This window comes from Arthrobacter sp. efr-133-TYG-118, from assembly GCF_030209755.1.
Taxonomy (GTDB): Bacteria; Actinomycetota; Actinomycetes; order Actinomycetales; family Micrococcaceae; genus Arthrobacter.
In genome coordinates, this window is record NZ_JARVRH010000001.1 from 1 (window position 1) to 18,697 (window position 18,697).

At 63.9% G+C, this 18,697-nt stretch carries 20 protein-coding genes and 1 pseudogene; 6 read left to right on the forward strand and 15 right to left on the reverse strand.

Going from position 1 to position 18,697, the window contains the following annotated elements:
* Positions 1 to 208 (reverse strand): annotated as a pseudogene (locus QRN59_RS00005) (urocanate hydratase); the annotation flags it as partial.
* A gap of 189 nt (positions 209 to 397) precedes the next feature.
* Positions 398 to 1,201 (reverse strand): IclR family transcriptional regulator, encoded by an 804-nt coding sequence (locus QRN59_RS00010; protein ID WP_234753996.1) that lies wholly within the window; start codon positions 1,199 to 1,201, stop codon positions 398 to 400.
* A gap of 299 nt (positions 1,202 to 1,500) precedes the next feature.
* Here QRN59_RS00010 and QRN59_RS00015 point away from each other — a divergent pair, with 299 nt between their 5' ends.
* Together QRN59_RS00015 and QRN59_RS00020 are read left to right on the forward strand one after the other, a co-directional pair.
* Positions 1,501 to 2,973 (forward strand): amino acid permease, encoded by a 1,473-nt coding sequence (locus QRN59_RS00015; protein ID WP_284980480.1) that lies wholly within the window; start codon positions 1,501 to 1,503, stop codon positions 2,971 to 2,973.
* Positions 2,974 to 3,045: 72 nt separating this feature from the next.
* Positions 3,046 to 3,681: a LysE family translocator gene (locus QRN59_RS00020; protein ID WP_284980481.1), complete on the forward strand. Its 636-nt coding sequence runs from the start codon at positions 3,046 to 3,048 to the stop codon at positions 3,679 to 3,681.
* Positions 3,682 to 3,709: 28 nt separating this feature from the next.
* Here the strand turns inward: QRN59_RS00020 and QRN59_RS00025 are convergent, their stop codons facing one another.
* Positions 3,710 to 4,366, reverse strand: a complete 657-nt coding sequence (locus QRN59_RS00025) for a hypothetical protein (protein WP_284980482.1) — start codon at positions 4,364 to 4,366, stop codon at positions 3,710 to 3,712.
* Positions 4,367 to 4,620: 254 nt separating this feature from the next.
* Between QRN59_RS00025 and QRN59_RS00030 the strand changes: the two genes are divergently transcribed.
* Positions 4,621 to 4,905 (forward strand): hypothetical protein, encoded by a 285-nt coding sequence (locus QRN59_RS00030; RefSeq protein ID WP_284980483.1) that lies wholly within the window; start codon positions 4,621 to 4,623, stop codon positions 4,903 to 4,905.
* 35 nt (positions 4,906 to 4,940) lie between these two features.
* Positions 4,941 to 5,138 (forward strand): helix-turn-helix domain-containing protein, encoded by a 198-nt coding sequence (locus tag QRN59_RS00035; RefSeq protein ID WP_284980644.1) that lies wholly within the window; start codon positions 4,941 to 4,943, stop codon positions 5,136 to 5,138.
* On the opposite strand, the gene QRN59_RS00040 is transcribed toward QRN59_RS00035, so the two are convergent.
* From QRN59_RS00040 to QRN59_RS00075, 8 genes are all read right to left on the reverse strand, one after another.
* The gene (locus QRN59_RS00040) at positions 5,116 to 6,210 is read right to left on the reverse strand and encodes a LacI family DNA-binding transcriptional regulator (protein ID WP_502871000.1); all 1,095 of its coding nucleotides are present in this window, start codon (positions 6,208 to 6,210) and stop codon (positions 5,116 to 5,118) included. The genes QRN59_RS00035 and QRN59_RS00040 overlap by 23 nt on opposite strands.
* Before the next feature lie 37 nt (positions 6,211 to 6,247).
* The gene (locus QRN59_RS00045; RefSeq protein ID WP_284980485.1) at positions 6,248 to 7,153 is read right to left on the reverse strand and encodes a carbohydrate ABC transporter permease; all 906 of its coding nucleotides are present in this window, start codon (positions 7,151 to 7,153) and stop codon (positions 6,248 to 6,250) included.
* The gene (locus tag QRN59_RS00050; protein WP_284980486.1) at positions 7,150 to 8,031 is read right to left on the reverse strand and encodes a carbohydrate ABC transporter permease; all 882 of its coding nucleotides are present in this window, start codon (positions 8,029 to 8,031) and stop codon (positions 7,150 to 7,152) included. The genes QRN59_RS00045 and QRN59_RS00050 overlap by 4 nt, the downstream gene beginning before the upstream one ends.
* A 46-nt stretch (positions 8,032 to 8,077) precedes the next feature.
* Positions 8,078 to 9,412 (reverse strand): ABC transporter substrate-binding protein, encoded by a 1,335-nt coding sequence (locus tag QRN59_RS00055; RefSeq protein ID WP_284980487.1) that lies wholly within the window; start codon positions 9,410 to 9,412, stop codon positions 8,078 to 8,080.
* A gap of 46 nt (positions 9,413 to 9,458) precedes the next feature.
* Positions 9,459 to 10,895: a glycoside hydrolase family protein gene (locus QRN59_RS00060; protein WP_284980488.1), complete on the reverse strand. Its 1,437-nt coding sequence runs from the start codon at positions 10,893 to 10,895 to the stop codon at positions 9,459 to 9,461.
* 162 nt (positions 10,896 to 11,057) lie between these two features.
* A complete protein-coding gene (locus QRN59_RS00065; RefSeq protein ID WP_284980490.1) occupies positions 11,058 to 12,200 on the reverse strand; it encodes a GGDEF domain-containing protein in 1,143 nt (380 codons plus the stop codon).
* Positions 12,201 to 12,245: 45 nt separating this feature from the next.
* Positions 12,246 to 12,989, reverse strand: a complete 744-nt coding sequence (locus QRN59_RS00070) for a 3-hydroxybutyrate dehydrogenase (protein ID WP_284980491.1) — start codon at positions 12,987 to 12,989, stop codon at positions 12,246 to 12,248.
* Positions 12,986 to 14,362, reverse strand: a complete 1,377-nt coding sequence (locus tag QRN59_RS00075; RefSeq protein ID WP_284980492.1) for an MFS transporter — start codon at positions 14,360 to 14,362, stop codon at positions 12,986 to 12,988. Before QRN59_RS00075 ends, QRN59_RS00070 begins: the two co-directional genes overlap by 4 nt.
* 129 nt (positions 14,363 to 14,491) lie before the next feature.
* Here QRN59_RS00075 and QRN59_RS00080 point away from each other — a divergent pair, with 129 nt between their 5' ends.
* A complete protein-coding gene (locus tag QRN59_RS00080; RefSeq protein ID WP_284980493.1) occupies positions 14,492 to 15,388 on the forward strand; it encodes a LysR family transcriptional regulator in 897 nt (298 codons plus the stop codon).
* A gap of 76 nt (positions 15,389 to 15,464) precedes the next feature.
* Here the strand turns inward: QRN59_RS00080 and QRN59_RS00085 are convergent, their stop codons facing one another.
* The 4 genes from QRN59_RS00085 to QRN59_RS00100 are packed head-to-tail and all read right to left on the reverse strand — an operon-like array spanning position 15,465 to position 17,977.
* Complete coding sequence (locus tag QRN59_RS00085; protein ID WP_284980494.1) at positions 15,465 to 16,355, reverse strand: spermidine synthase; 891 nt, start codon at positions 16,353 to 16,355, stop codon at positions 15,465 to 15,467.
* Between the two features lie 56 nt (positions 16,356 to 16,411).
* Positions 16,412 to 16,915, reverse strand: coding sequence for a GNAT family N-acetyltransferase (locus QRN59_RS00090; RefSeq protein ID WP_284980495.1), 504 nt, complete (start codon positions 16,913 to 16,915; stop codon positions 16,412 to 16,414).
* A gap of 15 nt (positions 16,916 to 16,930) precedes the next feature.
* Entirely contained in the window at positions 16,931 to 17,614 is a 684-nt protein-coding gene (locus QRN59_RS00095; RefSeq protein ID WP_284980496.1) for an O-methyltransferase, read from the reverse strand.
* 39 nt (positions 17,615 to 17,653) lie between these two features.
* On the reverse strand, positions 17,654 to 17,977 hold the full coding sequence (locus tag QRN59_RS00100; RefSeq protein ID WP_284980497.1) for a thiamine-binding protein: 324 nt from the start codon (positions 17,975 to 17,977) through the stop codon (positions 17,654 to 17,656).
* Between the two features lie 70 nt (positions 17,978 to 18,047).
* On the opposite strand from QRN59_RS00100, the gene QRN59_RS00105 reads away from it, so the two are divergent.
* The gene (locus QRN59_RS00105; protein WP_284980498.1) at positions 18,048 to 18,668 is read left to right on the forward strand and encodes a TetR/AcrR family transcriptional regulator; all 621 of its coding nucleotides are present in this window, start codon (positions 18,048 to 18,050) and stop codon (positions 18,666 to 18,668) included.
* The last annotated feature ends 29 nt before the right edge of the window (positions 18,669 to 18,697 follow it).

The window sequence follows — 18,697 nt, forward strand, 5'->3', positions numbered from 1 at the left end:
TGATCGCGTCGAACGCGGCCCAGGACCGGGCGGCCCGGCCCGTGCCGCCGTACACGACCAGGTCATCCGGACGCTCGGCGACCTCCGGGTCCAGGTTGTTCATCAACATGCGCAACGGCGCTTCGGTCTGCCAGCTCTTCGCGGTCAGCTCGGTGCCGCGCGCGGCCCGGACAGGACGGGCTCCGGTAGTGAAATCGGCGGATGCCATGATGACTCCTTTGTCTCTGGAGGTTGCTAGGTGGAAGTCCTTCTGTATCCAGTAGAGCCCCTCCGCAACCCTCTTGGAATGGCTTTATGGACGGTGCTGTCCGGAATACCAGACTCAACCAACTAGCAGTTGTTGTCGTTATGGGCGCCCATAACGACACCTGCTGTTAGCTAGTTGGGCGGGGGCTGGCTAGGAAGGGCGGCCGTGGATGCGGATCGACAGTTCGTCCGCTGTTTTCTGGATTCGGGCGGCGAGGGCGGGCCATTCCTCGACCGGCACCTTGTCCTCGAGGAAAGTCACGGCGACTGCCGCCGTCGGCCAGCCCAAATGGTCGGTGACGGCAGCGGCCACCGAGCCGAAGCCGGGCGTGACTTCGCCGTGTTCGGTGGCGTAGCCGCGCTGCCGGACCTGGTCCAAGTGCGAGGACAAGGCCGAATATTTCATGATGGGCGATTCCATCTCGTGCCGGGCAGTAAAGGCGGCAGCATTCGGGTACAGGGCCCTGACCTGCGATTTCGGCAGCGCGGCCAGGATCGCGCGCCCGCTGGCGGTGAGGTGGCTGGGAAGCCGGACCCCGACGTCGGTCACGAGGGACGGGCGGTTCTTGGCCCGCTCCTCCACGATGTAGAGCACATCGCGGCCGTGCAGGACGGCCAAGTGCGCGCTCTCGCCGATCGCATCCACAAGGGCGGCAAGCATGGGGCGGCCGAGCCGCGACAAAGGCTCTTGACGCGAGTATGCCGAACTGAGTTCAAAGGCGCTGATGCCCAGGCCGTAGCGCTGCTCCTCATGAAGGTGCAGGACGAACCCGTTGGCCTCCATGACGCCAAGCAGGTGATAGACACTGGACCGGGGCAGGCCCAGCGCCGTGGCTATGTTGGACGCTGCCATCGGGCCACGCCGGGAAGCGAGCAACTTCAGGATGCGCAGGGTGTTCTCGGCGGCCGGGACCTTGGAAGCGGCCCGGCCTTGAGTGGACGGCTGTATGGTCATGGCTCCTCTTCGAGTGCACGGTAATGCCCGGCTCGCCTCTTCCGCCACAAAGGCGGCAGGGCGGGTGTCCGGGATCCCGTACTTAAGCGTGCGCCCCGCGGAGCTGATCTGAAAGCCAATCAGAACATTAAGCTGTCTGGAATACCAGACATTTGCCCGCAAGACGCCCCAGTCGCCAACCGCCTGGTGGCACAGCGTCTGAGAACCGAGACAACGATGCGCCGTGAGACCCATCACAGGACGCTCCGGAATGGTCTGCTGGTTAACAGTCCCCCTCCCAATGACGAGAAGGTATTCGCATGCAGCAAGCCCCAACAGCCGTCAGGACGCCGGCCGCCAAAGTCGTCGAAGGCGCGGTCACCACCGTTCTCAGCCGTGGCCTCAATGTCCGCCACATCCGATTCATGGCCCTCGGTTCGGCCATCGGGACAGGCCTCTTCTACGGTTCCGCATCTGCGATCCAAAAGGCCGGCCCGTCGGTTCTCTTCGCATACATGATCGGTGGCGCCGCCGTCTTCATGGTGATGCGTGCCCTCGGCGAAATGGCCGTCCGACACCCAGTCTCCGGCTCGTTCGGCCAGTATGCCAGCCGCTACCTCGGACCGCTGGCAGGGTTCATCACCGGGTGGACCTACGTCTTCGAAATGGCCATCGTGGCGATCGCGGACGTGACGGCGTTCAGTATCTACATGGGCTTCTGGTTCCCACAGGTGGACCGATGGATCTGGGTCCTGGCGATCATCCTCCTCCTTGGCGCCATGAACCTCCTGAGCGTCAAGGTCTTCGGGGAGCTCGAGTTTTGGTTCTCGCTCATCAAGGTGGTGGCGATCATCGCCATGATCGCGGGCGGCGCTGCGATCATCGTGTTCGGCTTCCATTCCGGCAATGGCGGTGCGGCACCGGGGCTGGGGAACCTCGTTGACCACGGCGGCCTGTTCCCGAACGGTTTCGGCGGGCTCTTGGCCTCGTTCGCGGTCGTCATGTTCGCCTTCGGCGGGATCGAAACGATCGGCATCACGGCAGGCGAAGCCGCCGACCCCAAGAAGGTCATACCGCAGGCCGTCAACACCGTCCCGGTGCGCGTACTGCTGTTCTACGTCCTGACGCTCGGCGTGCTCATGAGCTTGTTCCCCTGGAATGAAATCGGGAACAACGGCAGCCCGTTTGTGCAGATCTTCAGCGGCCTCGGCATCCCCGCGGCGCCGCACATCCTCAATGCCGTGGTGATCACCTCGGCCCTGTCAGCCATCAATAGCGACATTTTCGGCGCCGGACGCATCCTCTTCGGGCTTTCCCAGCAAGGACATGCTCCGAAGAGTTTCGGCAAGGTCTCAAGGCACGGTGTTCCCTGGATGACCGTGGTCCTCATGGGCGGCATCCTGCTGGTGGGCGTTGTGCTCAACGCGGTAATCCCCGAGGACGTGTTCCTCGTGATCGCTTCCATCGCAACCTTCGCGACAGTGTGGGTGTGGGTCATGATCCTCGCCTCGCATGTCGCCATGAAGCGCGAAATCAAGCGCAAGGGGCTCCCGGCGTCGGAATTCGCGTCGCCGTGGTGGCCGGCAGCGTCCGTGTTGACCATCGCCTTCATGGCCCTGGTGATCGTCATCCTTGGCGTCTTCGAGGACACCCGCGTGGCCTTGTACGTAGGCGCCGTGTGGCTCGGGCTGCTGGTGCTGGCCTACAAGCTGTGGGTTCGAGGTGGCGGCCGGGTGCGCGCCGAGCTCGTCGACGAAACAGCCTCAATCCCCGTCGTGGCCGAGCGCCCATAGCGGACACTCCCCGACGACGGCGGCCCGCCACTAACCATCGACCGTCACCGCAGGCCAGCGCTATCATCAGGCATGGTTCCGTTCACCAACGTCCTGGCGTTTGCGCTGGCCGCATCGGTCCTCATCGCCGTCCCCGGTCCCAGCGTCCTGTTCGTGATTGGACGTTCCCTCGCCCTCGGCCGCAAAGGCGGACTCCTCAGCGTCCTCGGAAACGCGATTGGCATGGTTCCGCAGATCACCGCAGTGGCGCTTGGGCTCGGCGCGGTCCTGGCGCAGTCGATCATGCTGTTCACCATCATCAAGTTCGGCGGCGCAGCTTATCTGGTCTACCTCGGGGTGCAGGCGATCCGTCACCGCGGCGGGCGTTCGACGGCGGGCGGCCCGGCGCCGTCGCGGTCTATGCGGCGGCTCATCCGCGAAGGCTTCATCGTGGGTGCGAGCAACCCGAAGTCGATCGTGTTCTTCGTAGCCGTGCTGCCCCAGTTCGTTGAATACTCCAACGGCAGCATTCCGTTGCAGCTCGCTGAACTCGGAGCTGTTTTCCTAGTGATCGCCCTGATCTCCGACAGTATCTGGGCCCTCGCAGCCGGCACGGCACGCCACTGGTTTGCCCGCTCACCGCGGCGGATCTCCACCCTGGGTGTCACGGGCGGGGTCATGATGATCGGGCTCGGCGGAACCCTGGCGCTCACAGGCACCAAGTCTTAGCGCCTTAGAACCGGAAGCAACCGCGGCATCAGCCGGCCGGAAGCCAATCCACGTGCGAGTCCGAGTCGTAGACCCGGCAAACCCGCACGCTGTCCTGGGCAGGACCATCAACAAGCTTGGTGGTGATCTTCATGAGGATGTCGTACGACGCCAGACCCGAGGCCGCCGTTGACTGCACGGGGTTCCCGGAATAGGCGATGGAGACAATGGTGAATGGCCGGGGCACCACCGTTCCGGTCACTATTCCAGAGTGGGCGGCATCGCTTTGCAGCCGGGCGGTACAGCTGTCCTTGATGCGTTGGATCCCGGCCGCGTCGAGGCCCTGTGCCACAGGAGCCGGCGCCGCAGGAGCAGGCGCCGCGGGGGCCGGAGCTGGCGCAGCGGGGGCCGGTGCAACCGGGGCATCGGGCTTAGCACTCGTCGCCGGTGCGGGGACCGGGGCCTGGCTCGAAGGCGCAGCGCTGGCGGAAGCGCTGGCGGCTGGCGCTGAAGCGGTGGCACCCGGCGTCGCGGCCGGCGTCTTGGTAGCACCCGGCGCCGAAGCCGACGCGCTGACGGTGGCCGACGGCGCGGCGCCGGCAACGGAGTTCGATGACGTCTGCGTGGCGTTGAGGGTGATCGCCCCCGCCAGTCCGACCGCCACCACGCCCGCAACGACGATTCCTGCTCTTGCAGCTCGTCGCATTGTTCCCCCTCCCGGACCTGACGGAACATTTGCTTTGAGCGTAGGGACTGTTCGCCCGGCCTGGCATGCGTAGCCCCTACCCGTCTTTTGCCCGGACTACCCGGGTCACCACTTGCTCACCCTGGGGTCTTTGTCCGAGTAGTGGTCCAAGTGACGTGAGTGGCCAATGTGCCATAACGGGTGAAAGTCACTCATGTGTCTTGTGGGGTCGGCGCCTACCGTTGGAAGATCGCGACTGCAAAGGAGTGATTCCGATGTTCGATCCTTACTCAAGGCACGCCGCTCGGATGCGCAAGCAGCGCCGCCATGCGCTGGCTTCGCGACTTTTCCAGGTATTTTCCAGGGCATCCAAGCAGGCCAAAACGAGTGCCTCCCGTTTCAAGGTGGGCGACTACGTGGCTGGGGACGATCCCTTCAACGGGTCCCAGGAAGGCGTGGTGGCCGTCATCAAAGGCTCATCGATTGGCCTGCGAACCGTCGTGCCAAAGGGTGGCACCTTGGTCTACTACGACTACCGCCAATTGAGGAGGCCGTGGTGAATATCTCCGCTGCCGGCATTCCAGCCAACCGCTTCATGACAATCGCCGAGGTTGCCGAGGCCCTGCGGGTATCCAGAATGACCGTCTACCGCCTCGTGAACTCGCACGCCATCCATGCGGTGCGGTTCGGTCGGTCCTACCGCGTTCCGGAATCGGCGGTGGAGTCCTACATAGAGCATTCCGCCGTGGACGAGGCTGAGCAGAACCCCTCTAAGGCAACCGGGAACGCGTGAGGGTATTCGGTCCAACGGAGTCGCGTTCCACCGGCGGGCATTCAAGCTTTACCACCGGGCTACCGGCCGGTTCGTCGACGCCGAGGAGCAAGCGCACACCCGCGGCGCCGAGCTCGTAGTGCGGCAGCGCGACGGTGGACAGCGGTGGCCGCATGTGGGCGGCGATGACTTCCTGGTTGTCGAAACCCACCACGGCCATGTCATCCGGAATGGATAGCCCCTGTTGCTTCAGCCCGTCGTAGAGACCCATGGCCATACGGTCGTTGTAACAGAAGACTGCCGTGACGTCCCGTTTGAGGAGCTCCTCGACTGCTCCGTAGCCGCCTTCCTGGTCAGGATACGCGTCGAACACGAGGTTCGGATCGAATGCGATCCCTGCAGATTCGAGCGCGTCCCGGTAGCCCTGGAGGCGTCCGTCCTTCGCCGGGGCAGGAATCGTGGCGTTGATGAAGGCGATCCGCCGATGACCCTTGCGCACAAGGATGTCGGTGGCTTCCCGTCCGCCGTGGACTTCATCCGGGACCACGGCCAGGGCGTCGGAGTCCGGGGAGAAACAGTTCACCAGCACGAAGTCTGTCTCTTGCAACGCGGCGGGTATCTCAGTTGGGCGGTGGAACCAAGTGGAGTACAGGATGCCGCGAACCTTGTGCTCGAGCATCATTGAGATAGCGTCTTTTTCCACGGGCTCGTCACCCTCGGTGTTGGCGACCAACAGCACGAATCCGTGTTTCCAGGCTTCGTCCTGGGCGCCGTGGATGATTTGCCCCGCGAAGGGGGTCGTGGCGATCGCGTCAGCGACGAGGCCAATGAACCGTGAACTGCCGCTCACGAGGTTCTTCGCGAGGGCGTTCGGGCGGTACCCCAGTTCGCGGATGGTGTCCAAGACGCGTTTGCGGGTCCCGGCGCCGATCCTGGCGTCTTTCTTGTTGTTCACAACGAGGGAAACCGTAGCAACGGAGACTCCAGCCCCTTCCGCAACCTCACGCATCGTGACCGGATGACTCGTCCTTGGAGTCGCCGGTGGATGCGAGGGGTTAACCCCGGGTTCTTTCAAGCTTTTTTCAGACGTCATTGGCCCTCCCCTCACAGTCTATCCAGTGGCCGCTTTCTCACCCCTTCGTCGCCCCGCTCTCGAGGCCCTGGATCATCGCCTTGTTGAGGACGAGGAACACGAGCAGCAAAGGAGTGATAGTGATGCAGACAGCGGCGAACGTTGCAGTCCAGTCGACCTTGCCCATCGCTCCGATATAGTTCTGCAGCCCCAGCGGGATGGTCTTGAGCCCTTCGGAAAGAACGAACGTGTTCGCGAAGATGAAATCGTTCCAGATGAAGATGCTGTTCACCAGGACCACCGTCACTACTGTGTTGGTCGAGAGCGGAAGGGTGATCAACCCGAAGATCCGGTACGGGCCGGCGCCGTCCAGGGAGGCTGCCTCATAGGTCTCGCGGGGAATGTATTCAAAGAACGACGAGAAGAGGTAGATCGACATCGGAAGGGCGAACCCCGCCAAGGGGATGATCATCGATTGGTAGGTGTCCAGCAGGTTCACGGACGAGTAGTCGATGAACAGCGGCACAAGCGCGATCTGCACCGGCACGATGATGCCGATCAGGAAGAGGCCCCGGACGAATTTGCTGAACCGGAATCCGAGGACCTGCAACGCATACGCCGCCATCATCCCCAGCAGGACGATGAGGAGGTTGGCACCCATCGTGACGATGAAGCTGTTCAAGATGTTCTGGCCGAGGTTGCCGGTCTGGAACGCGCGGACGTAGTTGTCGAAGCTAATGGAACTCGGCAACGCGAAGGGATCACCCGTCGCGAAGTCGTGCTCGTTGCGCAGGCTCGTGAGGAACAGCCAGGCGAGGGGGTAGACCTGCACGACCACGATGAGGACGATCAGCACCCTCGACAAGCTTCGGAAGACGTTTGGCTTGCGGCGCCGACGTCGGGGAGCCGGGCTGCTTGGCGGGGCAGGGATCGGCCTGGTAACCGGGGCTGTTTGCGCGGTCATGCGTCAGCCTTTCGTTTGAGCATGAGCAAGATGAGTCCGACGGCGACGAGGCACTCGATGACGATGAACACGGAGATGGTGCTCGCGTAGCCGAAGTCGGTGCTCGTGAACGCGGTTTTGTACATGTACGTCGTCAGGAGCTCCGAGGACTGGCCCGGGCCGCCGTTCGTCATGAGGTAGGGGATGTCGAATCCGCGCAGGCCGTAGGTTGTGGCCATGATGGTCGTGGTAATCCACACGGGCCGGATGTAAGGGAACCGGATTTTGGTGAACAGCTGCCACTGGTTGGCGCCGTCCAGGCGCGCAGCTTCTTCAAGTTCCTGCGGGACGGCCAGCAGGGCCGCGTAGATGATGAGCATGTACAGGCCCGTGAACCGCCAGCCTTCGGGGGCTGAAACTGCCGTGAGGACCGTGTTGACGTCCGAAAGCCAGGGCCGCTCCAGGCCGCCGAGACCGATCCAGCCCAGGACCTGGTTGAGCAGGCCCACTGGATCGATTGAATAGATGCGCACGAAGAGGAACGCGATGGCCACCGTCGAGATCACCGCCGGCAGCAGGTAGAGGGTTTTGATGATTCCGGCACCGCGGCGTAGCGACGTGAGGAGACTGGCGACGAACAACGCGCCCCCCAATTGGAGGACGAGGCAGATGGAGAGGTAGCCGAGGGCATTGATGAAGGAGTGCCAGAAAACACTGTCGCCGGTGAGCATACGCACGTAGTTCGCGAAGCCCACGAACTCCATGTCACTGATGCCGTTCCAGGAGAAGAAGCTGAGGAACAACGATTGGAGTATCGGGAACAGCACCGCGACGCCGTAGAGCAGCAGTGGCGGGAGCAGGAAGACCAGGACGGAGAGTCGTGATCGGTTGGGAAGCATGGGAGTGCCTTTCGGGTGGGGGGCCTGCGCCCCCCACCGCTTGGGGTTACTTGAAGAACTTCGGAGCGTTTTGCGCGATGGTGCTATCCATCGTGCTGGTGAACTCGGCCGGCTTGACATTGCCCTGCGCCAAAAGCACGAGCTCTTGTTGCAGCCTGCTGTTCGTGGTCGGGTCAAGCTGGGTGTCCCACGGCATCGCGAGCTTCGTCCCGAGGTCCTGCGCCTGGTCGATTGCCTTCTTGTAGAGCGGTGTCGCGTTGGCGGGAATCGTCGTCTGCACATTCGTCGTGGGCGAGAGGGCGCCCGTGGCTGCGTACTCCGAGGGGTACTTGGCGAGGGCGAACTTCAGGAAATCCTTCACGAGCGGATCAAAGGTGCTTGAGTTGACGGCCATCCCGATCCCGGAGGTCGCTACGTACTCGTTGGCGGCCGTCGCCGAGGTTGGCGTGGCTGGCAGGGTGAAGTAGTCGACGTCGCTGCGCACTGCCGGATTCAGCTTGTCGGTCGCGAGGCTGGGCAGTTCCCAGGTGCCGATGTTGTACATGGCGGCCTTGCCGGAGGTGAAGAGGTTCTGGGCGTCAGAGTAGCCTTGCGACGAGAACCCGTCCTGGAAGCAACTGGCCCCTCCGAGCTGGCTGATCCAGTTGACTGTCCTCTGGCCGGTGGCGTCGCTGAACTTCGCGTCACCCTTCTTGAGCTTCTGCACGAAGTCGGGTCCGGCGTCGCGGAAGGGCTGGTAGGAGACGTAGCGCTCAAGCGGCCACTGGTCCTGGCCGTCCAGGGCGAGAGGCGTAATGCCGGCCTTGCGCAGGGCCGTGCACATTGCGGGAATGTCGTCGAGTGACTTCGGCACTGATACTCCAGCCTGCTGGAAAAGGGCCTTGTTGTACCAAAAGTACTCGAGCTCGAACTGGAACGGGATCATGTAGAGAGAACCGTCGTCGAAGCGTTGGTAGTTGAGCGCGTTCGTCCGGTAGGTGTCGTAGACGCCAAGGTCTTTCAGCAGCTTCTCGGCATCGACCATCGTGCCTTTCTTGGCGAGTTGCTGGGCGAAGGGGGTAGCGTCCGTGTCGAACAGCTCCGGAAGCTTGTTTGCCGCGGCGAGGGTTTCGTACTTCTGGATGTACGAGGGCCGGTCGGGGGTCGTGATCAGGTTCAGGGAAAAGCCGGGATGGGTCTGCGCGTACTCATCGGCGACCTTTTTCATGATGTTGATGACTGCGCCGTCAGCAGGCCGGGACAGAAGCCACGAGATTTGCCGCGGTTTGATTTCGCCGGTGGGGCTGACGTTGGCTGCGGGATTGCCGCCGCCGCTGCCACATGCGGCGAGGGCGAGGGTGACGGCCGCTGCTACGGCGGCCGTTCGCATGAGTTTCTTCATGGGGGAAAATCTCCTTTGATTTGAACGGAGGTCTGGCGCTGGGTATTTAGTTGTCTGTGCGCTTACGTATCTCAAGGTCAGTGAGAGTGATGGTGCCTTCACCGGCGAAAACGCCGATCCGGCCGTCCGGTAGCCCGTAGATCCGGGTGCTCACGGCGACCTGCCGGTCGACGACGGCGACGCAGAGGTCCCCGTCCACGACAAGTTCGAGGGTGTGTTCTCCGGGCAGGAGCTCGCAGGGGCGTTCCAGTTCGATCTCGAAGGGGACATCCCCCGAGATGTGCCATTGCGCGTCGCCATTGATTTCGCGGGGCCACCGGTCAAACACCAGGCGGTCGCGCTTCGGTTCCAGGCGGATGATGTAGGACTCGTCCCCGTCCGCGCTTGAGCGGAGCAGCAAGCCGCATTCGGTGGTATCGGGTTCTATCTGCAACACCGCCCGGGCGTAGAACTGCCGAGGGAGCACCTCATCGGACACCATGGCCGTGTACCCGTCGGGAACATCCAGCGCCACCGGAAGGGCACTGCCGAAGGTTACCGGGATGTCGTCCCAGAAGCTCTCGACAAGCTCGTCGGCAAAGGAAAACGCGAGGGTGCCGTCGTCGTTCTGGCGGGCCTCGAGGACGGACATCGTGCCCGCCCACTGCCAGGCGCCGTCGTCGCGGTTGTCCTCCTTGCTGGCGATCCAGCCGAAGAAGAACCGGCGGCCATCCCGCTCAGCCGTCTTCGATGCATAGAAGGCGCGGCCGTCAACGGTGTCCCGAGCAGGCACGATCCATGGCCCATCGGGACTTTTCGCCATGCGGTAGCGGGTGGTGAAGGACTCGGAGAATTCCGAATAGACCATGTACCACCAGTCACCCCAGGCGAACACGTCCGGGCATTCGTGCGTGATGTACCGGCGGGGATCCCAGAACGGCTCGGCATGCTCCCAATCCATCAAGTCCGGGGAGACGCATTGGGCGATCACTCCGCGCCGGCGCTCCGGCCCCTCCGTGTGCCGTGCGGCCAGCAGCATCCGCCACAAACCGCTTGTCTCGTCCTTGAAGACGAACGGATCGCGCCAGTCGCCGGATTCGTAGCCGGCCGGCGCGCCGAAGGTCAACTCCGGATGCTTGACCCACGTCAGCATCCCGTCCGTGCTCGTGGCATGCATGACGAGTTGCAGCGGGGCCCCGTCGGAGCCGAGGTGCCGAGGATTCTGTCCGGTGTAGAACAGGTGGTGTATTCCGGACTCGTCGCACACAACGCTGCCCGTGTACGCATTGAAGTCGGCCTCGCTGTCCCCACCATGACGCAGCGACACTCCATGGTCCTCGAACCGGGTGAGGTCCTTGGTGGTCACGAGGTTCCAGGACGTTCCCGGCTTCGGGTCGTTCCGCACCTCGTGCAGATAGAAAAGCCAAAACTCCCCGTCCTTCTGGAACGGGATCACGTCTCCAACCCATCCATCGGTGGGTTGGAAGAAGACTGAGTAAGTCATCAGCGTTGATGTCCATTTCTGCTAAAGCGTTTGATCACTGCAAGCGTAACCGAGGTCACACTTTTGATCAAGCGTTTAAGCAGGTTGTTTTGGCGGTCTGGCCCGCACGCTGCGGGATCGGCTCTGCGGTGCGGGAGTTAACGCACGTCGGCTGGTACGCAGCTAGGCAGTTGCGCAGACTGCGCGGTTCCGTCCAAGGGACTTGGCTTGGTACAGCGCTTTGTCTGCGGCCACGATCATGTGGGACACCTCGGCGTCGGCGAGGGTGCTGGGCGCGATGCCATAGCTCACTGTGGGGAAGGTGACGCCGTCCGGTGGTTCTGCCGAGGCCAAACGGCGGCTGATTTCGGTGGCAATGATTTCTGCGCTCTCCAGGTCGGCCCCTGGAAGCAGGATCGTGAATTCCTCTCCGCCGTACCTCCCGACGAGGTCTGTGTGGCGGACCGAGGCCTGACACGCGGCGGCGAAGGCCTGGATGGCGGTGTCACCCGCGGCGTGGCCATGACCGTCGTTGAGGGCTTTGAAATGGTCGAGGTCGGCGAGGATCAAGGTGGAGATCGATCCCGCGGAGTGCAGCCTGCTCATTTCCTGGGTGGCCAGCTCCATGAAGGCGGTGCGGTTGAGGAGCCCCGTCAGGCCGTCCCGGGTGGCGCGTTCGTTGAGCCCGTTGATGAGCTGCTCGTTACTCAGCGCAGTCATGCTGAAGGACACGGTGACGAGAAGCACGATGGTGACCACGCTGGTGGTTGCCGAGCTGAGATAGGTACCGAAATCCGGACCGTCGGGCCCTTCCACGACGTAAGCGATCCCCCGGCAGAAAAAGAATGACGCCAGCACTCCTGCGGCGAGCGCCAAGGAGCGGTGGGCCTGTGAAACGCTGGGCTTCAAACGCCAAAGTTCAACGGTTGCCAAACCCATGCCCAAGGACATCATGGCTAAATACACCAGGCCACCGGACCATGCGTTGGTGGCCGGGCTCTCCAGCGCGGCGGCCACAGCGGCGGCGACGGGTCCGGCGAGGAGCTGCCATCGCGGCGTCGGAAGCAAGCGCAGAGAACGCGAGCCCGCCCACACACTGAACGCCCCTGCTACCAGCAAAGCGTTGCCGAGGGGACCCGCCCAAATTTGCTGGGAAGTCCCGGTGAGCAGGTACGCCATGTTCCCCGAGAGCAGGAAAACGAGGGCGAGGCACCACCACCCGCTGTACGCGGAGCGGGTCCGGCGGAACGATCCGAAAAACAGCAGGCAGAGGGTAAACGCGACAATGCCCAGAGCTATCTTCAAGCTGACCGGATCGAGACCCATATTCGCTCCCCTCGTGGGCACCAGCCTACGACATCGAGGGGGTGGTTAGCGGGCGGACCAGCCCCCGTCCATCGTGTAGCTGGCCCCGGTGACCATGCCGGCGTCGTCGGACGCTATCCACGCGGCCAGCGACGCTACTTCCTCCGGCTCCACAAGTCGCTTCACCGCAGACTCCGTCAGCATGACCTTCGCCAGGACCTCCGATTCAGGGATACCGTGCAGCAGTGCCTGGTTCGCGATCTGCTTCTCGACGAGGGGCGTACGCACGTACCCCGGATTGATGCAGTTTGAGGTGACCCCGTGCTGGCCGCCCTCGAGTGCCGTCACTTTGCTAAGCCCCTCGAGCCCGTGCTTGGCCGAGACATACGCGCTCTTGAATGCCGACGCCCGCAGCCCGTGGACTGAGGAAAGGTTGATGATCCGGCCGAATCCGTTGGCGTACATGTGCGGGAGTGCGGCCCGGATGAGCAGGAAAGGGGCCTCTAACATGAGCGTCAGGATGCGGCGGAAGTCCGCCGGCTCGAACTCTTCGATGGGGGCAACCTTCTGGATTCCGGCATTGTTGACGAGGATGTCGCAATCCAGGCTGAGTCCGGCGAGGGCCTCCGTGTCGAGCAAGTCGACGGCCCAGGCGGTGCCGCCCAGCTTGTCGGCGAGCGCCGCGGCTCCGGCTGCGTCGACGTCGGCCACCACAACCTTCGCGCCCCGCGCGGCGAGGGCCGTGGCACATGCTGCCCCGATGCCGCTCGCCCCGCCGGTGACCAGGGCCTTGCGGCCTTCCAGGCTCATGCGCGGGCACCGATGGGCAGGCCGTGGCGAACGGCGTCGGCGTTGTCGACGTCCTCGAGCGCGACCCCGCGGGTCTCCTTGAGCGTCAAGACGACGGCGGCGGTGATGGCGCAGGCGATCACCAGGTAGATGGCGGTGGGCATCCAGGATCCGGTGTCCTTGAGCCACTGGGTTGCCAGCAGCGGGGCCAGCGAACCGGCGAAGATCGAGGTGACCTGCGAACCGAGGGAGACGCCCGAGTAGCGCATCCGGGTGGGGAAGAGCTCAGTCATGATGGCCGGCTGCCCTGCGTACATGAAGGCGTGCAGGCAGAGGCCGATGGTCACGGCCGCAACGATCACCACGGGATTCTTGGTGTCGAACATGGGGAAGGCGAAGAACGGCCAAGTGGCACCGCTTATGGCCCCGATCAGGTAAACCGGCTTGCGCCCCCAGTTGTCTGCCAGCCGGCCCAGCTGCGGGATGACGACGAAGTGGACGACGTGCGCGATCAGGAGGGCGAGCAGCAAGGAGGAGGTGTCGTACTTGTCCACGCTCTTGAGGTACACGATGGAGAAGCTCACCACGAGGTAGTACATGATGTTCTCCGCGAGCCTCAGTCCCATGGCCTGGAGGATGCCCTTGGGGTACTTGCGGATGACCTCGCCGACGCCGTAGCTGATGGCTTGTTCCTTCTCCACCTGGGCCTTTGCCTCAAGGAAGATCGGGGCCTCGGTGACGTGGGTGCGGATGTAGTAGCCCACGAAGACGATCACGGCGGAGAGCCAGAAGGCCACACGCCATCCCCAGCCCAGGAAGGCTGCGCTGCTGAGGGTCGTGGACATGATGAAGAGGACCAGCGTGGCCAGGAGGTTGCCGACGGGAACCGCGGCCTGCGGCCAGCTTGACCAGAATCCGCGGGACTCCTTGGGACTGTGTTCCGCCACCAGCAGCACCGCGCCACCCCATTCGCCACCCAGTGCGAAGCCTTGGATGAAGCGGAGCGCCACGAGCATGGCCGGCGCCCAGTACCCGAGGTCGGCGAAGCCGGGGAGGCAGCCCATCAGGAACGTGGATACGCCGACAATCACGATGGTGAGCTGGAGCGTGGGTTTGCGGCCGAGCCTGTCGCCGATCTGGCCGAAGACGATCCCGCCCAGGGGCCGGGCCACGAAGCCCACCGCGTACGTCAGGAACGCCTGGATGATGCCGTCAAGGTCGTTGCCGGTGGGCGGGAAGAAGTACTTGCCGAAAACCAGCGTTGCGGCGGTGGCGTAGAGGAAGAATTCGTACCATTCCACCACAGTGCCCACCATCGAGGCGGCGACGATCTTCTTGAGGCCTGCGCCTTTACCGGTGGCGGCGCCTGCTGCGGAGCGTTGTCCTACGCTCATGTCCATCTCCTTAGTGTCCACACTGACACGTGCTGTGATCCACAACACGAAATGCTCCAATGAGTATTGCCGCACATTACTAGTGCATCAATGGCCAAAATGGCACCAAGTGTGTGCAGAATTGCAGATATGAATCCGAATCCCGACGACTTGCTGGTCCTCCTCGCAGTATCGCGCTCAGGTAAGTTCACGACGGCGGCCCAAGCCCTGGGCCTGAACCACACCACCGTTTCCCGCAGGATCGCCGCGCTCGAGAAGACGCTCGGCGGCCGGGTCCTCGCGCGGGCGGCTGGTGGCTGGGAAGTCACGGAGCTCGGCGCTGAGGCCGTGGGCGTGGCAGAGCGGATTGAAGCGGCGGTAGGCACGCTGGGACCGGAGGACCGCGCGCCGGACCCCATTGCCGGCGTCGTACGCATGACCGCAACTGACGGTTTCAGCGCGTACATCGCGGCACCGGCCGTGGCGCGCTTGCGGCGATCGCATCCCGGCCTCACCGTGGAGATCATCACCGTCACCCGCCGGGCGCTCCAGCAGCGTTCCGGCCTGGACGTCGAGGTGGTGGTGGGCGAACCCCAGGTGCACCGGGCCGAGGCTGTGCTGCTGGGCGAGTACATGCTGGGAATGTACGCCTCGCGCGAGTACTTGGCTTTTCACGGCGTGCCCGCCACAGTGGACGAGCTGACGCGGCATCAGCTGGTCTATTTCGTGGACTCCATGCTGCAAGTGGACGACCTCGATGCCCCGCGCCGGCTGGTCCCGTCCATGCGCGACGGCTTGAGCTCCACTAACGTCTTCGTCCATGTGGAGGCGACGCGTGCCGGGGCCGGTATCGGCTTCCTGCCGTGCTTCATGGCGGACCGGCACCCGGACCTCGTGCGGCTGCTGCCCTCGGAATTCGCGGAGCTGCTCCCCTACTGGATGGTCCTGAGACCCGATTCGATGCGCCGCCCCGCCGTTGCCGCCGTCGTGCACGCCTTGCAGGAGGAGACGGCCGCCCACCGCGAGCTGCTGCTGGCGCGCCGCTGAGCTGCGGCGTGCTGCGCCGACGCTCGCTCACATACAAGCCCTCCCCGGCCGACGCTCGCTCACATACGAGTGAGGGTCAGGCGGCTGGCTGAGGGTCGTGCCGGATTTGGGCGCCGACGGCGAATGCCCGGACCTTGGCATCGTCCCAGATATGCGCGGGAACCGCCCCGCCGAGGAGCTTCCGGGCCAGTTGGGGATCGTCGCCGAACGGCTCGTGGCTGCCGGCCATGATCATGTTTCCGTATCGCCGACCCTTGAGCATCGCGGGGTCGGCAACGATCATGGTGTGCGCGAAGGTGTCTGCGATAGTGGCGGCGTCTTCGCGGGCGTTCTTGAGATCCGGGGCATCTCCGGAATTCACCACGTAGAGCCCGCCCGGAGCCAGCACCCTCTGCGCGTGATCGTTGAATTCGCGGGTTGTGAGCGCCCTCGGAGTGAAAGCGCCGGCAAAGACGTCCCGGATGATGAGGTCGCGGGTGTCCGGAGTGAGGCCTTCCGTGACTTCCCTTGCTTCGCCCACCCGGATTCGAAGCAACGGGGCCTTAGGGAGATCGAACCAGCCGCGGACGTATTCGGCCAGCTTGCCGTCGAGCTCCACCACCACTTGGCGTGCATCCGGGTAGGCGGCGTGGAAGTACCGGGCCAGGGAACATGCTCCGCCACCGAGATGCAAGGCTCGAAGCTTCGGCTTGGACTCGGGCGGCCATTTGGATTCCACGAGCGCCGCAATCCAGCGCATGTACTCGAAGTCCAGGAACAGCGGCTCTGCCACATCGATGTGCGAGCTCATGACGCCGTTGATCTTCAGGAGCCAGCCGTTGGAGTTGTCCGGGTCGGCAACGAGTTCGCAGTCGCCGGTGTCGATGTAGTAAACGCCCTCCACGGGACCATTCGGCTTCGTGCCCGCGGGCACCTCAATGACCCCGGCAGCTTGCCCGGCGCCCCTGCCCTTGCCACGCTTCGCCACTACAGCCGCCTTCTTCCGGTCATGCCTCAACCCTAGTTGACGCCGCAGCCTTGCGGTCAGCCCCCGACGGCGGAACGCACCATCCGGATCTCCGGTAGTTCGTGCCATTCCGGCGGCAGGAGCTGACGCGTTCCGTCGGCCCGGAAGCCGTTCTTGCGATAGAAAGCCTGGGCCCGTGGATTATCTTCAAGCACCCAAAGGAACGCGGCAGAGTTGCCGATCACGGCGTCGACCAATGCTTGCCCCACGCACAAACCGTGCACGCGACGCAAGGTATAGATCACCTGCAGTTGCAGCTCGCAGGGCCGGTCCTCGTCCCCGGCCTCACGCGCCGAGGCGATGCCCACCAAGGCACCGTCGGCGTCGTGGGCGAGCATCGGCTTATACGAGCCCGCCAAGGCTTCCCGCTGCCTCTCGATCCGGGCGTTGATGGTGGCCTCGCGGAAGGCGAAGAACTCCTCAGGCAAGAGGTGCCCGTAGCTTTCCCGCCAGGCAGCCACGTGCATTCGTGTCAGGGGCTCGGCGTCGTCCACCGTGGCGGGACGAAGGGTAAATTCCATTGGCACAGCCTAGCGTCACACCACCCGGGCTATCGCGAAGCCGTCCCATCCCTTGGATCCGACTGTCTGGATTGCCGTTGCGTCGAGGCGCAGGTCCTTGCCCATCATCTCCAGTGCCCCTACGATGCCCGGAGCGTTCATTTCATCCATGGACGGATCCAGGATGGCGCCCTCCCAGATGACGTTGTCCATCACGATCACCGTGCCCGGCCTCCCGAGCCGGATGGCCCAGTCGAGGTAGTTGGAGTCGTTCTCCTTGTCGGCATCAATGAAGACGAAGTCGAACGGGCCGTCCCGCTCGGGATCTTCGGCCAGCGCCGCAAGAGTCTCCAACGCCGGGCCGATCCGGATGTCTACCTTGTGGCCGATCCCGGCCATGTCTACGTTCGCACGGGCGATTTCAGCGTGTTTCGGGAGGTATTCGCACGTGACGAGGCGGCCGTCGTCGGGCAGTCCCTGGGCCATCCAGATCGCGCTGAAGCCGGCCAAAGTACCGATTTCCAGCACGCGCCGCGCACCGGACAGCTGCACCAGCATCTTGAGCAGCTTGCCGGCGTTGGGCGCCACTTCGATGGGCGGCATCCCGGCGTCGAGGGCAGACTGCACCGCGTGTTTGAGCGCGGCGTTCGGACGCACGACGGCGGTGGACAAGTATTCCTCGACGGCCACCCAGCCGGGCTGGGCCTTGTGTTCAAACATGGCCCCAGTCTGGCACCGGGTCACGGCGGAGGGAAGGACCTATTCGCCTTGGGCGATCGCGTTTTCCAGCCGCTCGACTTTACCCGTGAGTTCCCCCGTGTACCCGGGCCGGATATCCGCCTTGATCACCAAGGACACCCGGTTTCCGTACCTTCCCACGGCCTCGGTAGCGCGCTTGACGACATCGAACACCTCATCCCAGTCGCCCTCAATGGTGGTGAACATCGAGTCCGTCTGGTTGGGGAGCCCGGATTCGCGGACGATCTTCACGGCCTCGGCAACGGCGTCGTGCACCGAGCCATCAACGGATACGGTGCCAGCAGCGGGCTGGCCGGACGGGGCAACTGAAAAGGCAAGCAACATGAATCCAGTCTTTCACGGGCAAGAATGTCACAAAAGTGATTGGAGCCCCTCCGTTGCTACTGTGAGCAGCATGGACCGGCCCTTGGAACGCAAGCCACTTAGAGCTGATGCTGCGCGCAATGTAGACAAGATCATCACGGCAGCGCGCCAGTGCTTCCGCGAGCTGGGCCCGGAGGTTCCCCTCCAGACGATCGCCACCACCGCAGGTGTTGGCCCGGCTACCTTGTTCCGCAACTTCGCTGACAAAGAACAACTCGTCTTGGCCGCCCTGTCGCGGCAACTCAGGCTTCATGTGGACCCGGTCGTGGAAGATGCCCTCGCGGGCATGGATGCCGCCGTCGGGCTCATCAACGTGATCGACGCCGTGGTGCAGGTTGCCAGCGAAGACGCGAACCTGCTGGGCGCCGTCGCAGGCCGCCGCGGACTACTGGTGGGCATCACGGGCGGCTTGATCGATTCCATGGCTGAACTGCTTAGCCGCGGCCAAGGCCAGGGTTCGCTGCGCCGGGACATTTCCATTGAGGACATGGTGCGCCTTGTTGCCATGCTGATCGGCGCCGTCGACACCATGGAGCCGGGGTCCCGCGCGTGGGAACGGCCGGTCGCCTTGCTTGAAGACGCGATCCGCACCGAACGCCCGTCGCGCCCGCTGCCGCAGCAGACCCCCATCCCCGGGATGGCTTTCCCGTAGCCAGCGCACGACGGCGTTGCGCGCCGCAG

Bases quoted from the DNA above. Each gene is read 5' to 3' on its own strand.
- QRN59_RS00040 (WP_502871000.1), bottom strand. From the start codon at position 6,210: ATGACGTCTGAAAAAAGCTTGAAAGAACCCGGGGTTAACCCCTCGCAT.
- QRN59_RS00070 (WP_284980491.1), bottom strand. From the start codon at position 12,989: ATGAGCCTGGAAGGCCGCAAGGCCCTGGTCACCGGCGGGGCGAGCGGC.
- QRN59_RS00080 (WP_284980493.1), top strand. From the start codon at position 14,492: ATGAATCCGAATCCCGACGACTTGCTGGTCCTCCTCGCAGTATCGCGC.
- QRN59_RS00090 (WP_284980495.1), bottom strand. From the start codon at position 16,915: ATGGAATTTACCCTTCGTCCCGCCACGGTGGACGACGCCGAGCCCCTG.
- QRN59_RS00045 (WP_284980485.1), bottom strand. From the start codon at position 7,153: ATGACCGCGCAAACAGCCCCGGTTACCAGGCCGATCCCTGCCCCGCCA.
- QRN59_RS00105 (WP_284980498.1), top strand. From the start codon at position 18,048: ATGGACCGGCCCTTGGAACGCAAGCCACTTAGAGCTGATGCTGCGCGC.
- QRN59_RS00055 (WP_284980487.1), bottom strand. From the start codon at position 9,412: ATGAAGAAACTCATGCGAACGGCCGCCGTAGCAGCGGCCGTCACCCTC.
- QRN59_RS00065 (WP_284980490.1), bottom strand. From the start codon at position 12,200: ATGGGTCTCGATCCGGTCAGCTTGAAGATAGCTCTGGGCATTGTCGCG.
- QRN59_RS00060 (WP_284980488.1), bottom strand. From the start codon at position 10,895: ATGACTTACTCAGTCTTCTTCCAACCCACCGATGGATGGGTTGGAGAC.
- QRN59_RS00095 (WP_284980496.1), bottom strand. From the start codon at position 17,614: ATGTTTGAACACAAGGCCCAGCCCGGCTGGGTGGCCGTCGAGGAATAC.
- QRN59_RS00030 (WP_284980483.1), top strand. From the start codon at position 4,621: ATGTTCGATCCTTACTCAAGGCACGCCGCTCGGATGCGCAAGCAGCGC.
- QRN59_RS00025 (WP_284980482.1), bottom strand. From the start codon at position 4,366: ATGCGACGAGCTGCAAGAGCAGGAATCGTCGTTGCGGGCGTGGTGGCG.
- QRN59_RS00015 (WP_284980480.1), top strand. From the start codon at position 1,501: ATGCAGCAAGCCCCAACAGCCGTCAGGACGCCGGCCGCCAAAGTCGTC.
- QRN59_RS00035 (WP_284980644.1), top strand. From the start codon at position 4,941: ATGACAATCGCCGAGGTTGCCGAGGCCCTGCGGGTATCCAGAATGACC.
- QRN59_RS00050 (WP_284980486.1), bottom strand. From the start codon at position 8,031: ATGCTTCCCAACCGATCACGACTCTCCGTCCTGGTCTTCCTGCTCCCG.
- QRN59_RS00010 (WP_234753996.1), bottom strand. From the start codon at position 1,201: ATGACCATACAGCCGTCCACTCAAGGCCGGGCCGCTTCCAAGGTCCCG.
- QRN59_RS00100 (WP_284980497.1), bottom strand. From the start codon at position 17,977: ATGTTGCTTGCCTTTTCAGTTGCCCCGTCCGGCCAGCCCGCTGCTGGC.
- QRN59_RS00075 (WP_284980492.1), bottom strand. From the start codon at position 14,362: ATGAGCGTAGGACAACGCTCCGCAGCAGGCGCCGCCACCGGTAAAGGC.
- QRN59_RS00020 (WP_284980481.1), top strand. From the start codon at position 3,046: ATGGTTCCGTTCACCAACGTCCTGGCGTTTGCGCTGGCCGCATCGGTC.